Raw genomic sequence first — 12,022 nt, 5'->3', positions numbered from 1 at the left:
GGCAGCTGGCCGGAGCAAAGGTTTGCGATTTAAATACATGCGTAAGCGTCACCTCTCGTGAGCGTTCCACCACCCGTTGCCCGCCTGAAGAGAAAGCTGGGAGTAGAGAACCTCTGGCTCTACGTTCTGGCGGAGCTCTGCCGGGGGGATAGCTACCCCTACGACCTCGTGAAAGCGATAGAGAGGGATTTCGGCTTCAAGCCTGGCAAAGTGCTGCCCTACGTGGTTCTCAGCAGGCTCGAGAGCGAGGGCTTCGTGGAGAGCTACTTCGTGGAGAGGAGGAAGTACTACAGAGTAACGGAGAAGGGTAGAGAGCTCCTCGCAGAGGGGCTCACCCACCTCAAGGTGCTTACGAGAAGACTCGTGGAGGTGGCTGGCCTGGAGCCAGGAGGCTTCTGAGTGCACCCCGGCAAGCTGCCAGCGCGTCGCAGCTGCTGGGGCCGGCCGGGCGCGGGGTTTTCCCGGCGCTCGACCCCGAGGTATGTTTATAACTATGAACTATTTCATGGTTGTGAAAAGTCATGGTGCGCGTGATGCTGCTCGGGCAGGGGCACGCTGCCACCGTCTTCGCCTGGGGTCTCGCCCGCTTGAAGAAGGGTCTGGCTGAGCCCTGGGGGGTTCCGCTCGCGAAGATCGACTTCGGTGTTCCGATTAAGCGGCTCGAGGTTGTCGCGAGCGTGGATGTGGACGCGAGCAAGGTGGGGAGGACGCTCTACGAAGTAGCGGAGCGCTACAACCTTAAGCCTGAGCCGGAGCTGGCGGAGGTCGCCGTGAGCCCGGGCCTGAGGCTGGCGAGCACCCCCTCATTCATCAGAACAGCTGCTCTCGACGATAGGCTCCCGCTGGAGGACGCTATCGCCCGCTTCGAGGAGCTGCTGGACGACGCGAAGCCCGACGTGGTGTTCGACGTAACGACGACAGCGCGCTCGGAGCCTCTCCGCGATCGGGAGGAAGCTGAGAGGAAAACGCTCAGGGGCGAGCTCCCCCACCCTCAGGTCTACGCCCTCCTCACCCTGAAGAGAAGCGGGGTAGCGCACGTGAACATGCAGCCGGCCCACGTGGCCTGCAGCCCCGCTCTCGTTGAGCAGGCGCAGCTCAGCGGCTCGCTAGTGCTCGGCGATGATGGCGCGACGGGGGCTACTCCGCTGACTGTCGACCTGGCTGAGCACCTAGCGGAGAGGAACAGGAGGGTGCTCTCCATCGCCCAGTTCAACATCGGCGGAAACACCGATTTCCTCTCGCTCACCGAGCCCGACCGGAACGCGGCGAAGGAGGAGACGAAGAGCAGCTTCCTCGAGGAGGTGCTGGGCTACGAGCCTCCGCACTTCATCAAGCCTACCGGCTACCTTGAGCCTCTCGGCGACAAGAAGTTCGTGGCGATGCATGTTCAGTGGATCTCTTTCGGCGGCTTTATCGACGAGCTAGTAGTCAGCGCGAGGATTAACGACAGCCCGGCGCTTGCCGGCTACATGGTAGACCTCGCCAGGCTCGCTTACGCTTCGCTTCGGGCCGGCTTCCGCGGCACTCTGCCTGAGGTCAACCTGTTCTACATGAAGAGGCCGGGCCCACCGGGGGTTAAGCAGAAGGCTAAGATCCTAGCCTACCAGGATCTTCTGCAGTTCGTAAGAAAGCTCGGCAGAGGCTAACCGCCGAGCCGCGCTGGCCAACGGCGCTAGCCCGGGGCTCAGGTGGGGGGCGCTTCAACTGCCGCACAGCGGCGCGCTAGGGTAGGACTTTGAACTCCTCGTTAACTATTATGTGGCGTCTCTCCAGCTCCTCGAGGACGAGCCTTCTCAGCGGTCTCGGGAGGGCTTCGGGGGGCAGCACGCCTCTGAGCCTCCTCCCCTTCACGGCTTTCAGCATCGCCAGAGCGCAGACTGCTGTCGGGTAGGTTATGTAGGTCGCTCCCGGCATGAGCTGCGCTACCCTACGCTGGCTCGGGAAGATAACGTACCTTCTCGCCAGGGCTCTCTCCCCGCTGACCTCGCCTTCCGCCACCACCTGGATAGCGAAGTACGCGTCCTCCAGGTCCCCCTCCCTGAGGGCTGCGTCGACTTCAGCGGGGTTCACAGCGCTCTCGAGAATGTGGTAGAGCACTTCCCTGGGCGTGACGAGCGCTTTCCTCAACCGGAGCGGCTTGCTGCTGAAGATCCCCAGCCTGTAGAGGGCGCGGAGAACCTCGATATCGCTGCCCCCAGCTAGGTAGCGGAAGTTCCGGATCCTGAGGAAGTGGGGGATCGTGTAGCTCTCATCGTTCGACACGGAGTAGCACCTGACAGATCCCAGGGGCTCCGGGAACTCGCAGACCTCAGCTTCGGCGAAGGGGTCCTGCAGCTCAAACCTCCCGTTCCTGTAGGCCAGCACAGGGGACGCGACGCTCAGCATCTCCTCCCGGGACCAGGGGATCACGAAAGTGCTCCCGCGCTGGTCCTCCAGGCTCATCACCGTGACTGTCTGCGTGGAGTCCAGCTCCTCGTAAGCGCTACGGGCGAGAATGTTCGAGAGGCCTGGCGAGCCACCGCTGTTGATGAGCGCGAGCAACCCCTCCCCGCTGAACTGCCCCGCGAGCGACAGCTGCTCTGCTCTACGCTTCTTGCCGCCGTAGCACGCGAGGTCTACGTAGTTCGCTCCCGCGCGGAGCGCCGCCGCCATGACCAGGGGGTTCAGGAGGATCTCGCGCCGGTTAACGCGGGCGAAGGTCGGCAGAGCGTTAACTACGAAGTCGAAGCCGGCCAGCTTGCGGGTGAGCCCCTCGCTGTCGAGCGCATCTACAGCTTCAACAGGCACGTCAGCTTGCACACCGTAGCTCAGAGAAGCCTTAGCCCTCTCCGGGTAGCGGTCCAGGCAGACTACCTCTCCCAGCTTCTCCTCGACTGCAAGCTTAGCGAAGACGGAGCCTACCGCGCCGCAGCCGAGCACAGCTACTCTCACGAGCTCCCACCGCAAGCTCTGTGGTCGCCGCCTGCTTTTCTCTCTTGCGCTTCTCGAGCGAGCTGCAAAACAGCTGCGGAAAGCTTTAACAGGAGGCGAGTCTGCTTGCAGCGGATCACGGTGAACCCGGACGCTGTAGTCTCGGCTGCGCTGCGGGAGCCCACCGAGGAGCTTATCTCCCCAGAGAGGCTTAAAGCGATGGCTGAGGCCGGCGAGAGGCTCGTCCACTACATCGGCTTTGAGATCTCGGGGTACGTGCACCTCGGCACTGGGCTCATCTCAATGCAGAAGGTCGCCGACCTGCAGGGGGTCGGGGTGGAGACGCAGGTCTTCCTGGCAGACTACCACAGCTGGATTAACAGGAAGCTGGGCGGGGACCTCTCGACCATAAGGAGGGTTGCCGGCGGGTACTTCAAGGAGGCGCTGAAAGTGTCGTTGAAGCTTGTCGGAGGCGACCCGGAGAAGACGAGGTTCGTGCTCGGCTCGGAGCTCTACGAGAAGCTCGGGATCGACTACTTCACAAACGTCTTGAAGGTCTCCATGGAGGCAACGCTCTCGAGAGTCCGGCGCTCGGTCACCATCCTCGGGAGGAGGGAAAGCGAAGCGCTGAGCTTCGCCCAGCTGCTCTACGTGCCGATGCAGGTGGCCGATATCTTCAGCCTCGGAGTGAACATCGCTCACGGCGGGATGGATCAGAGGAAAGCGCACGTGATCGCGATCGAAGTGGGCGAGAAAGCGTTCGGCTACAAGCCCGTAGCGGTGCACCACCACCTCCTCCCCGCGCTGGCGATGGATCAGGAGAGCTGGAGAGCCCTGGTGGAGGCCAGGAGGGCTGGCAGCCGGGAGGAGTTCGAGAAGGTGGTCGCGGACGCTAAGATGTCGAAGTCTAAGCCCGAGGGGGCCGTGTTCATCCACGATCCTCCCGAAGTCGTCCGCTCGAAAGTGCTCGGAGCCTTCTGCCCCGCGGGCGAGGTGGAGCTGAACCCCGTGCTCGAGATTGCGAGGTACATTATCTTTCGGCAGCTCAGAGAACCCTTCGAGGTTGTCAACAAGAAGACCGGAGCCCGGGCGAGCTTCGAGAGCTACCAGAGCCTCGAGGAGGCATTCCGCGAGAAGAAGGTACACCCGCTAGACCTCAAGGAGGCCGTCGCCACACGCCTAGCGGAGATCCTCGAGCCTGCTTACAAGCACTTCGCCGAGGGCCCTGGGAGGCAGTACCTCGAAGAGATGAGAGAGATAAAGATAACGAGGTGAACCCTCACGCTCGGCCCGGAAAGCTTGAAGTCCTTCCTCGAGAGAGCCGGAATAGAGTACAGGCTAGTGGAGGTGCCTAGGGCCTCGACCTCGCGCGAAGCTGCCGAGAACCTGGGCATCGAGCTCAGCCGCATCGCCAAAACTGTGGTTCTCGTCTCAGAGCAAGGTAAAGCCCTCCTGGTGGTTGTCAGGGGGGATAGGAGGGTAGACCAGGCGAAGCTGGCCCGCCTCCTTGGGTGCAAGAAGCTCAGGCTCGCCACCGATAGCGAAGTCATAGAGGCTACGGGCTACCCTCCCGGCGGCGTGCCGCCTGTAGGGCACTTGCGGAAACTCCCCGTGTACCTGGATGAAGAGCTGCTAGGCGGCTACTACTACGTGGGGGGAGGCGACTCGCAGCACCTTCTCTTCATAAAGGCAGAGGATATACTGAAGCTGGCTGAAGCTACGGTCTTGAACGTGCCTAAGAAGGAGCACACTTAAAACCATTTATCTATCCCTTCGGGGTACCTACGCGGGAGCGCTCTTGAGGAGAGTGAGCGTAGCCCTCCCAGACGAGGTGTACAAGCTCCTCGAAGACCTGGCGAGGAAGACGGGAGTCTACAACCGGTCGAGGATCATCAGCGACTCTATTGTTCACTACTCTTCGCACCTGCTGAGCGGAGACGAGTACTACGCCGGTGCGGTTACGGTGGCTTACGACCACACGCGAGGCGAGACTGTCCACGCGCTCGTCGACGCGCAGCACGAGCACCTCGATATCGTGCGGTCGAGCACGCACCTCCACGTCTCAGATGACAAGTGCGTAGAAGTGCTAACTGTTGAGGGTAAGGGTGAGAGGATACGGAGCCTGATATCCTCGCTGAGGCGGGTAAGCGGAGTATTCTCAGTCCAGCACTCGCTGGTAGCAGTGAGAGCGCGCGGTCAGCGGCGGTAGCCGCTAGCACCGGAGAGCCGAAGCGCGGGCTTCAACCACCGCAGCTTGCTCGCAAGCCAGCCTACTGGAAGGCAATGCCTGCGTGCTGCAGGAACCTCTACGCACTCTAGAGCCGGCGGCGGTGGGAGCCCGCTCTAGGCGGCAGCTCGCGCGCACCGTGAGGAAGCTGGCGGCCTGATTCGGGGGCGCGCCCCAGCTCCTCTTCAGATTATGCAGTGTGCAAGGTTCGCGCTATAGAGGCACTCGCTGCAGCCTACCTCGTTTCCGTAGCAGTCGTAGTCGTTGGTCTCGATGTACCAGCACTTTCTGGTCGAGAAGGAGCAGTCTGCGCACCAGGGGGTAGTGCTCGTGAGGCTACTCCTGAGAGCCCTGAAGCTAGCGTACTTCTCGCTGGACCAGATCTCGGAGAGAGGCTTCTCGCTAACGTTGCCGAAGCTTACCTGCTTCACGATCTTCGCGTGCATGTTAGTGTACAGTGGGTGCTCGTACGCGAGGTCCATGCAGGGTACGACCTTCCCGTCGCGCAGGATCATCGTCGCGTTCTGCTTGACGTAGGGGCACTCCCTGTTCCGGGCATCCGCGTAAACGCTGGGCAGCTTCACCTCGAGCCCGTGAGCCGTCGCGATGTCCCTCGCAGCTGCGATGGTATCCTCCACGTCCTGGAGCAGCTGCTCTCTGGATAGAGCGTCCTCTACCAGCTCGTAGTTCAAGGTGTAGCCTATCCTGGCTATCCCTTCGAGGAGGCTGAGGTAGAGCTGCCTCGACCCCCTTTCCTGCCAGGTGTAGTGGGAGAGGAAAGCATCGTAGAGGGCCTCCCTGGCTAGAGCGCCCAGCTTCCGCCCAGCCTGCTTGTAGAACCTTACCGTTTCCGCGCTGGCTGTAGTGTACACAGCTTCTCCCACGATGGCAGGGTGGTAGGGCACCACGTGGGAGGCGACCAGGTAGTCGAGCCCCGCTTCCGCCGCCTGCTCGACGAGGCGCGGTAGCATCCTGTAGTTGCTCCGCATGAGAACGGTTGAGATGCCGAGCCTAGCCCCGTACTCGCGCTTCAGCTCGGACGCGGCTCTCAGGTTCCTGAGCACATCGTAGCTCTCAGAGCCAACTCTGATCGTCGAGAGGGGCTCGATATCGGGAGCGTCGACGCTGAAGGCTACCTCATCGATACCCGCCTCGAAAACTTCGGAAACCATTCTGGAGTCCAGGAGCGTGCCGTTCGTCACGGTCAAGATGTAAGCATAATCGCCGAGCGCGCTGCGAGCGTACCTGACGAACTCAGTGAAACGCGGGTGCGTGAAAGGCTCGCCGAAACCGTAGAGGACAACCCTCTTCAGCCGCCCGGCACCCTCGTCGATAACCCTCCTGTAGAGGTCGAAGTCCATGTAGCCGAAATCCTGGGCTTTCCAAGTTCTCCGAATACACATGATGCACGACAGGTTGCACGTGTTCGCTATCTCGAACTGTACCGTTTCGGGAAACAAGCTGGCCCACAGCTCCTATCCGGGGGGCATATTAAGCCTGCTGCTCAGGCTCCTCTCGAGGAGAGTAAAGAGAAGTAGCAGCCCCAGCTCCTCTCCGCTGTAGATTAGTAGGCCGATAGCCGAAGCTTTCTCAATTTTTCAAGACCTACTACCTTCTTTTGCGCAAGCTTTAAATACTACTTTGAGTTGTAAATAACTGACACCAGATGGCCGAGAAACCTAAGAGAACCACTCTCGTGGCTCTCGGAGTGATTGCCATCTTGGTGATCGTGGTTGCTGCCGCCTTCATGCTGCTGAGACCCTCCGCGCCGGCAGCTCCACCCACTGCCACCGTAATCAGGTTCGCTGGCTGGAGTGCTGGAGAAACCGAGATGAAGAATTACCAGAAGCTTATCGAAGAGTTCCAGAAAGCTAACCCCGGAATTATCGTGAAGTACGAGGTAATCACTCAAATGTTCTCAGAGAACATCCTAGCGAGCTACGCTGCTGGAGCCGCACCGGACATCTTCTACCTTGATTCGGCCTGGGCTCCAGTCTTCATAGAAAGAGGTGCTGTCTACCCCATTGGAGACAAGCTCCCGAAAGAGTTCATCGATCAGTTCTACCCGTTCCTGCTGGAACCTTTCAAAGGCAGAGATGGTAAGCTCTACGGCATCCCAAAGGACTGGTCAGTCCTCTCACTGTTCTACAACAAGAAGCTTTTCGCGCAAGCAGGTGTACCTGAGCCCACAGAGGCCTGGACGTGGGAAGATCTCTTCAACGCAGCGCAGCAGATACATCAGAGAACCGGGAAGCCCGGGCTGGTTATTCATGCAGAGCTTAACAGGTGGCTCCCCTACCTGCTATCTAACGGAGCGCCCTCCCCCTTATTCTACAGCGCAGCCGATGCGGCGTACTTTGACAACCCCGCCGTGAGAAACAGCCTAACGCGCTTCATTGAAATGTTCCAGAGAGGCAGGAAAGAAGGCTGGATCGTCACACCGGCTGACATTAACGCTGGCTGGTCCGGCGAAGCTTTCGGGAAGCAGCTAGCAGCAATGACGATAGAGGGTAGCTGGCTTATCCCATACCTGTCGGATCAGTTCCCCGACTTCAAATACGGGAGTGACTGGGATATCGCTCTGCTGCCTAAGGGCAGCGCGGGGAGGGCCACCATGGCTTACACAGTCGCTCTGGGAGTAAACCCGAAGACGGAAAACCTCGATGCTGTGCTGAAGTTCCTCCAGTACGTCCAGGGCATTGAGGGGCAGAGGCTGATTGTAGTCCAAATGGGCCACACACTCCCCTCCATCAAGGCCTTAGCTACGGATCCCGGGCTTTGGCCCTCCCACAGGAAAGAGCTCGACATGGTTGGTAAGTACGACAAAGTCCAGGTGTTCTTCTACGGTGCGAAAACTGGAGAGCTTGAAGGAGCGATTGCGCAAGTTCTCGGCGCTGCAGTCAAGGGCGAGATCGCCGCCTCTGACGCGGTAGGCTTGATGAAGGATAAGGTTAAGCAGAGCTTCGGAGGCTAGAAAGTGCCCCGAGACGGGGTGTGGAAAAATATGGTTTTTCTCTTTCAGGGTAAGAGAAGTGTGGAGTATCTGGCTTTCATTCTCCTCACTATCTACCCCTTGACGCTCAACTTCTTTTTCGGCTACTTCTCGATGATTTTTGCCTTCATGCTCAGCTTCTTCAGCTGGGACATTTTAACTCCGATGAAGTTCGTCGGGTTAGGTAACTACGCCAGGATGGTTCAAGAGCTCGTAGTAGGGTTTCAAGCGTTCCTCAGCGATCCCCGGCTCGCGTACTTGAAGGCTCCCTTCTTCAACGGGCTTAAGAATATTCTACTGTACACAGCCCTGGTTGTGCCGGCGCAGACTCTGCTAGCCCTTATCTTGGCCGTGCTCGCGAGTCGAGCCCCCAGAGGGTCCTACGCCTTCAGAGTTATTTTCTTCCTTCCAGCTACGACGTGCCCCGTTATCGTCTCGCTGATATTCATCTGGCTCTTTATGCGTGACGGCTTCATCAACTACTTCGTAAGCTACCTTACGGGCGGTTTCCGCCCCGACTGGTTGAACGACCCAGTATTCCTGCTGCCGGCTATCGCTTTAGTCGCGATATGGGGTACGAGCGCACACTTCTCGGTGACCTTCATCGCCGGTCTTCAAGCTCTACCCAAAGAGGTTTACGAGGCTGCGAAGATCGACGGTGCAGGCCCTGTGCAGCGCTTTAGGCACATAACGATCCCGCTTCTCAAGCCTCTCATAACGTACGTGGTTGTGCTCGGAACAATAGGTGCGCTCCAGATGTTCGACCTCGCCTGGGTGATGGCTGGTCAATCCGGGGGTGCGGGCGGTGCAGGCTACACTATCGCTCTCGACATATACAACACTGCGTTTGTTCAGCTTCAGTACGGTTACGCGGCGGCGAAAGCAGTGCTTCTCTTCTCAATAGTTTTCACCCTGAACTACTACGTTCAAGAGAAGCTAAAGCAGCCCTGGGTGAGGTAGCATGGTGGGAGAAAGGATCGTCAAGCTATTCCTCGTGGTGCTGCTGTACGCGGCTCTAGTGCTTCTCTCTCTAGTCTATATGATGCCTTTCATCAGGTCCGCGGTAGCCTCGTTCATGGTCTGGGCTCAAGCCTCCCGCTACCCGCCGGAGTGGATTCCGAACCCCTTCACGCTCGACAACTACATCAAGCTCTTCCGCCTCTCGCTGTTTCCGAGGTGGATACTGAACACGGCCTTCCTCAGCAGCCTAGTGACAGCGTTCAACCTCGTCACTTCATCGATGGCTGGTTACGCGTTCGCGCTTCTGAGCTTCCCGAAGAAAAACGCGCTGTTCAGCACGCTTCTAGCTCTGCTGATGGTGCCGCCGTTCGTCACGATCATTCCTAACTTCATCCTGGTTTCGAGGCTCGGGCTCGTAGACAACCTTTTCGCGCTCGCATGGCTAGGCTCAGCAAGCATCTCCAGCATCTACCTGATGAGGCAGTACTACCTGTCTCTCGGAAGAGAAGTGTTTGAGGCAGCTCGCATCGACGGGGCAGACCCTCTTAAAGTATACTTCTACGTGGCTTTACCTCTCGCGAAACCCGCACTCGGCGCGGTCGCTGTCTACCAGTTCCTCGGCTCTTGGAACTCCTTCCTAGGGCCGCTCGTCTTCCTTAGGAGCGTTGAGAACTTCACCCTGCCTGTGGGCTTAAACTTCGCCTTCGCGCGCAGCATGTGGGTCGAGTACACTCCGATTATCGCCGGAAGCCTGTTAGCCTCGCTGCCTACGATCGTACTCTACATCATGCTCAACAAGTACCTGATTCGCGGTGTAGTTGTTACAGCGAAGAAGGGGTGATGCGTGTGAGCGTGGAGCTCAGAAACATCTCGAAAAGATTCAAGGACGTTGTAGCCGTGGACAATGTATCTCTCAAGATCGAGAAGGGAGAGTTCTTCGTCTTCCTCGGCCCATCGGGATCAGGCAAATCCACACTCCTTAGGATCATCGCAGGCTTAGAAGATCCTGATTCGGGGGAAGTCCTCATCGAAGGTAAGATCGTCAACGAAGTGGATGCTAGCAAGCGGGATGTAGCTTTCGTGTTTCAGAACTACGCCTTGTATCCACACATGAGAGTCTACGACAATATCTCTTTCCCGCTCAGGATGAAGAAGTACCCGAAGGAGCAAATTCAGCAGAGAGTCCTCGAGGTGGCCGAGATGCTGGGTATAACGCACCTCCTTGAAAAGTACCCCTACCAGCTTTCAGGTGGCGAGCAGCAGAGAGTAGCCCTCGCAAGAGCTATCGTTAGGAGACCTAAGGTATTCTTGCTGGACGAGCCGCTCAGCAACCTTGATGCGAAGCTTAGAACGCGCCTACGATTCGAGCTGAGAAAACTGCTCCACGACGACCTGAAGACGACTACAGTGTACGTAACGCACGACCAAGTTGAGGCGATGACCATGGCTGACAGAATTGCGGTAATAAACAAGGGCCGCGTCGTGCAGGTTGACGAGCCCTCGCTACTCTACGAGAAGCCAAAGAGCGTTTTCGTGGCGAGCTTCATCGGCGCGCCGAGCATGAACCTTCTGGTAGCTGAGGCGACGAGCGAAGGTGTGAGGATGGGTAAGCATCTCTTTAGAGTCAGGGATGTGTCAGTAAAGCCCGGTAACGTGATCATCGGCCTAAGGCCTCAGGACCTTGTTCCAGGCGAAGGAGAGCTCACTGGAACCCTCGTAGGCGTCGAGAGGCTGGGAAGCGGCTTGATCCTGCATATGCTGATTGAAAGGCAGGAGGTTACGGTCTACGTCGAGAGAGGCCGTATCGAGCTAAGCCCAGGGGAGAGCTTGAGCGTCAACCCTGTAGGTCCCCTCTACCTATTTGATCCTGAAACAGAAGAGCTCATCGGAATTTCAAAATCCTTCAGCGTCGAGCTATCCTCTTAAGTCGGCGCCTCTACCTCTATCAATATTTCCCTTGCTTCAATGTCCTCTAGGTGAGCGCCAATACCGCCCACAGTTACTTCCCTGCCATCCTCTAAGCGGAGAACGAGGCTGCCCATGCTCCTCAGAAGGTTCTCGGAAATCCTGACGAGTTTACCGCGAAGCATGACGGGCTCTCTGCTCCTCACCCAGCTACCCTTCACGGTCACCATGACTTCTCCTTCAACTTGGCGTAAGTGGTCTAATGCGCGCGTTAAGTGAACGTAAGCTCTCCTCTTTAGCTGCCGAAACTTCACGGATATAGCTTCCCCCTCGCCCCTCAGGTAGTTAAGGTAGTAGACAGCGAGCATTTTCACCAGGTTTTTGTCGGTAACCTTGTAAGCGACAGGCCTCTCACCGTCCCACTCGACGACAACGAGCATATAGCTGAAGTCCGGCATCACCATTATAGGAGCTTTTGTCGGCCGAAGCCTAACTTCGTCGAACTTGGAGAGCACGTCCTCTACAAGTTCCTCGGAGTCGAAGAGGACGGCGCAGGTTGAGATGCTCTCTCGGATGAGTGGGACAAGCTTCCTCGCCATACGTGAAGGGACTGCTAGGAGCAGCTCCACCTTCGCCGACCTCACCGAATCCTCTATTAGGTTAGCCATGCTCTCATATCCGCGGGAAATCCACAAGCCGACCTCGTCCTCCACAGCCTCCTCTGGAACCGACCCCAGGAGCTCCTCAAGCGCTTGAAGCTGGCTCTCGTAGCGCCTCTGCACGTAGTTCCTCAGCGCTACTGAAGGATTCACTGCCGAGAACTTTTTCGGCCTCCCGTGCTGAACCATTATGAGACCCTTGTCCATCAGGGACTTGGCGACGTCGTAGATTCTGGGCTGCGGAACCTCGCTCTTCTCTGCTAGCTCCGTGCTGGATAGCGGACCGTATACAAGGAGCGCTACGTAGACTTTAGCCTCATAGTTCGACAAGCCGAGTCTCTCCGCGAGCTCTACGAGGCGCTCCATAAA

12 protein-coding genes are annotated in these 12,022 nt (G+C 58.3%); 9 read left to right on the top strand and 3 right to left on the bottom strand.

What is annotated here, in order from left to right:
* Positions 1 to 57 precede the first annotated feature (57 nt).
* Both QXU72_03125 and QXU72_03120 read left to right on the top strand, forming a co-directional pair.
* Positions 58 to 399 (top strand): PadR family transcriptional regulator, encoded by a 342-nt coding sequence (locus tag QXU72_03125; protein MEM0494247.1) that lies wholly within the window; start codon positions 58 to 60, stop codon positions 397 to 399.
* A gap of 122 nt (positions 400 to 521) precedes the next feature.
* Positions 522 to 1,646, top strand: a complete 1,125-nt coding sequence (locus QXU72_03120) for a hypothetical protein (GenBank protein ID MEM0494246.1) — start codon at positions 522 to 524, stop codon at positions 1,644 to 1,646.
* A 76-nt stretch (positions 1,647 to 1,722) separates the two neighbouring features.
* Here the strand turns inward: QXU72_03120 and QXU72_03115 are convergent, their stop codons facing one another.
* Positions 1,723 to 2,931: a saccharopine dehydrogenase NADP-binding domain-containing protein gene (locus QXU72_03115; GenBank protein MEM0494245.1), complete on the bottom strand. Its 1,209-nt coding sequence runs from the start codon at positions 2,929 to 2,931 to the stop codon at positions 1,723 to 1,725.
* A gap of 105 nt (positions 2,932 to 3,036) precedes the next feature.
* Here QXU72_03115 and QXU72_03110 point away from each other — a divergent pair, with 105 nt between their 5' ends.
* The 3 genes from QXU72_03110 to QXU72_03100 are packed head-to-tail and all read left to right on the top strand — an operon-like array spanning position 3,037 to position 5,119.
* Entirely contained in the window at positions 3,037 to 4,185 is a 1,149-nt protein-coding gene (locus QXU72_03110; protein ID MEM0494244.1) for a tyrosine--tRNA ligase, read from the top strand.
* Between the two features lie 24 nt (positions 4,186 to 4,209).
* Complete coding sequence (locus tag QXU72_03105; protein ID MEM0494243.1) at positions 4,210 to 4,665, top strand: YbaK/EbsC family protein; 456 nt, start codon at positions 4,210 to 4,212, stop codon at positions 4,663 to 4,665.
* A 52-nt stretch (positions 4,666 to 4,717) separates the two neighbouring features.
* The gene (locus QXU72_03100) at positions 4,718 to 5,119 is read left to right on the top strand and encodes a CopG family ribbon-helix-helix protein (GenBank protein MEM0494242.1); all 402 of its coding nucleotides are present in this window, start codon (positions 4,718 to 4,720) and stop codon (positions 5,117 to 5,119) included.
* Positions 5,120 to 5,322: 203 nt separating this feature from the next.
* Here the strand turns inward: QXU72_03100 and QXU72_03095 are convergent, their stop codons facing one another.
* Positions 5,323 to 6,597 carry a radical SAM protein gene (locus QXU72_03095; protein ID MEM0494241.1) on the bottom strand — a complete coding sequence of 425 codons (1,275 nt, stop codon included), beginning with the start codon at positions 6,595 to 6,597 and terminating at the stop codon, positions 5,323 to 5,325.
* Positions 6,598 to 6,803: 206 nt separating this feature from the next.
* Here QXU72_03095 and QXU72_03090 point away from each other — a divergent pair, with 206 nt between their 5' ends.
* From QXU72_03090 to QXU72_03075, 4 genes are read left to right on the top strand one after another with little or no spacing between them, the layout of a single operon-like run.
* Entirely contained in the window at positions 6,804 to 8,111 is a 1,308-nt protein-coding gene (locus QXU72_03090) for a sugar ABC transporter substrate-binding protein (GenBank protein MEM0494240.1), read from the top strand.
* 30 nt (positions 8,112 to 8,141) lie between these two features.
* Positions 8,142 to 9,089 carry a sugar ABC transporter permease gene (locus QXU72_03085; protein ID MEM0494239.1) on the top strand — a complete coding sequence of 316 codons (948 nt, stop codon included), beginning with the start codon at positions 8,142 to 8,144 and terminating at the stop codon, positions 9,087 to 9,089.
* Position 9,090: 1 nt separating this feature from the next.
* Positions 9,091 to 9,930: a carbohydrate ABC transporter permease gene (locus QXU72_03080; GenBank protein ID MEM0494238.1), complete on the top strand. Its 840-nt coding sequence runs from the start codon at positions 9,091 to 9,093 to the stop codon at positions 9,928 to 9,930.
* 5 nt (positions 9,931 to 9,935) lie between these two features.
* Complete coding sequence (locus QXU72_03075) at positions 9,936 to 11,015, top strand: ABC transporter ATP-binding protein (GenBank protein MEM0494237.1); 1,080 nt, start codon at positions 9,936 to 9,938, stop codon at positions 11,013 to 11,015.
* On the opposite strand, the gene QXU72_03070 is transcribed toward QXU72_03075, so the two are convergent.
* Positions 11,012 to 12,019, bottom strand: a complete 1,008-nt coding sequence (locus QXU72_03070) for a TrmB family transcriptional regulator (protein ID MEM0494236.1) — start codon at positions 12,017 to 12,019, stop codon at positions 11,012 to 11,014. The two genes, QXU72_03075 and QXU72_03070, sit on opposite strands and share 4 nt — an antisense overlap.
* Between the last annotated feature and the right edge of the window lie 3 nt (positions 12,020 to 12,022).

The organism is Thermofilum sp., assembly GCA_038741495.1.
GTDB lineage: Archaea > Thermoproteota > Thermoprotei > Thermofilales > Thermofilaceae > Thermofilum.
Note: the sequence above shows the minus strand (reverse complement) of the source record. Positions and strands in the feature narration are given on the sequence as shown.

Coding starts and splice junctions, on each gene's coding strand:
- QXU72_03120 (MEM0494246.1), top strand. CDS start 522: ATGGTGCGCGTGATGCTGCTCGGGCAGGGGCACGCTGCCACCGTCTTC.
- QXU72_03090 (MEM0494240.1), top strand. CDS start 6,804: ATGGCCGAGAAACCTAAGAGAACCACTCTCGTGGCTCTCGGAGTGATT.
- QXU72_03085 (MEM0494239.1), top strand. CDS start 8,142: ATGGTTTTTCTCTTTCAGGGTAAGAGAAGTGTGGAGTATCTGGCTTTC.
- QXU72_03080 (MEM0494238.1), top strand. CDS start 9,091: ATGGTGGGAGAAAGGATCGTCAAGCTATTCCTCGTGGTGCTGCTGTAC.
- QXU72_03070 (MEM0494236.1), bottom strand. CDS start 12,019: ATGGAGCGCCTCGTAGAGCTCGCGGAGAGACTCGGCTTGTCGAACTAT.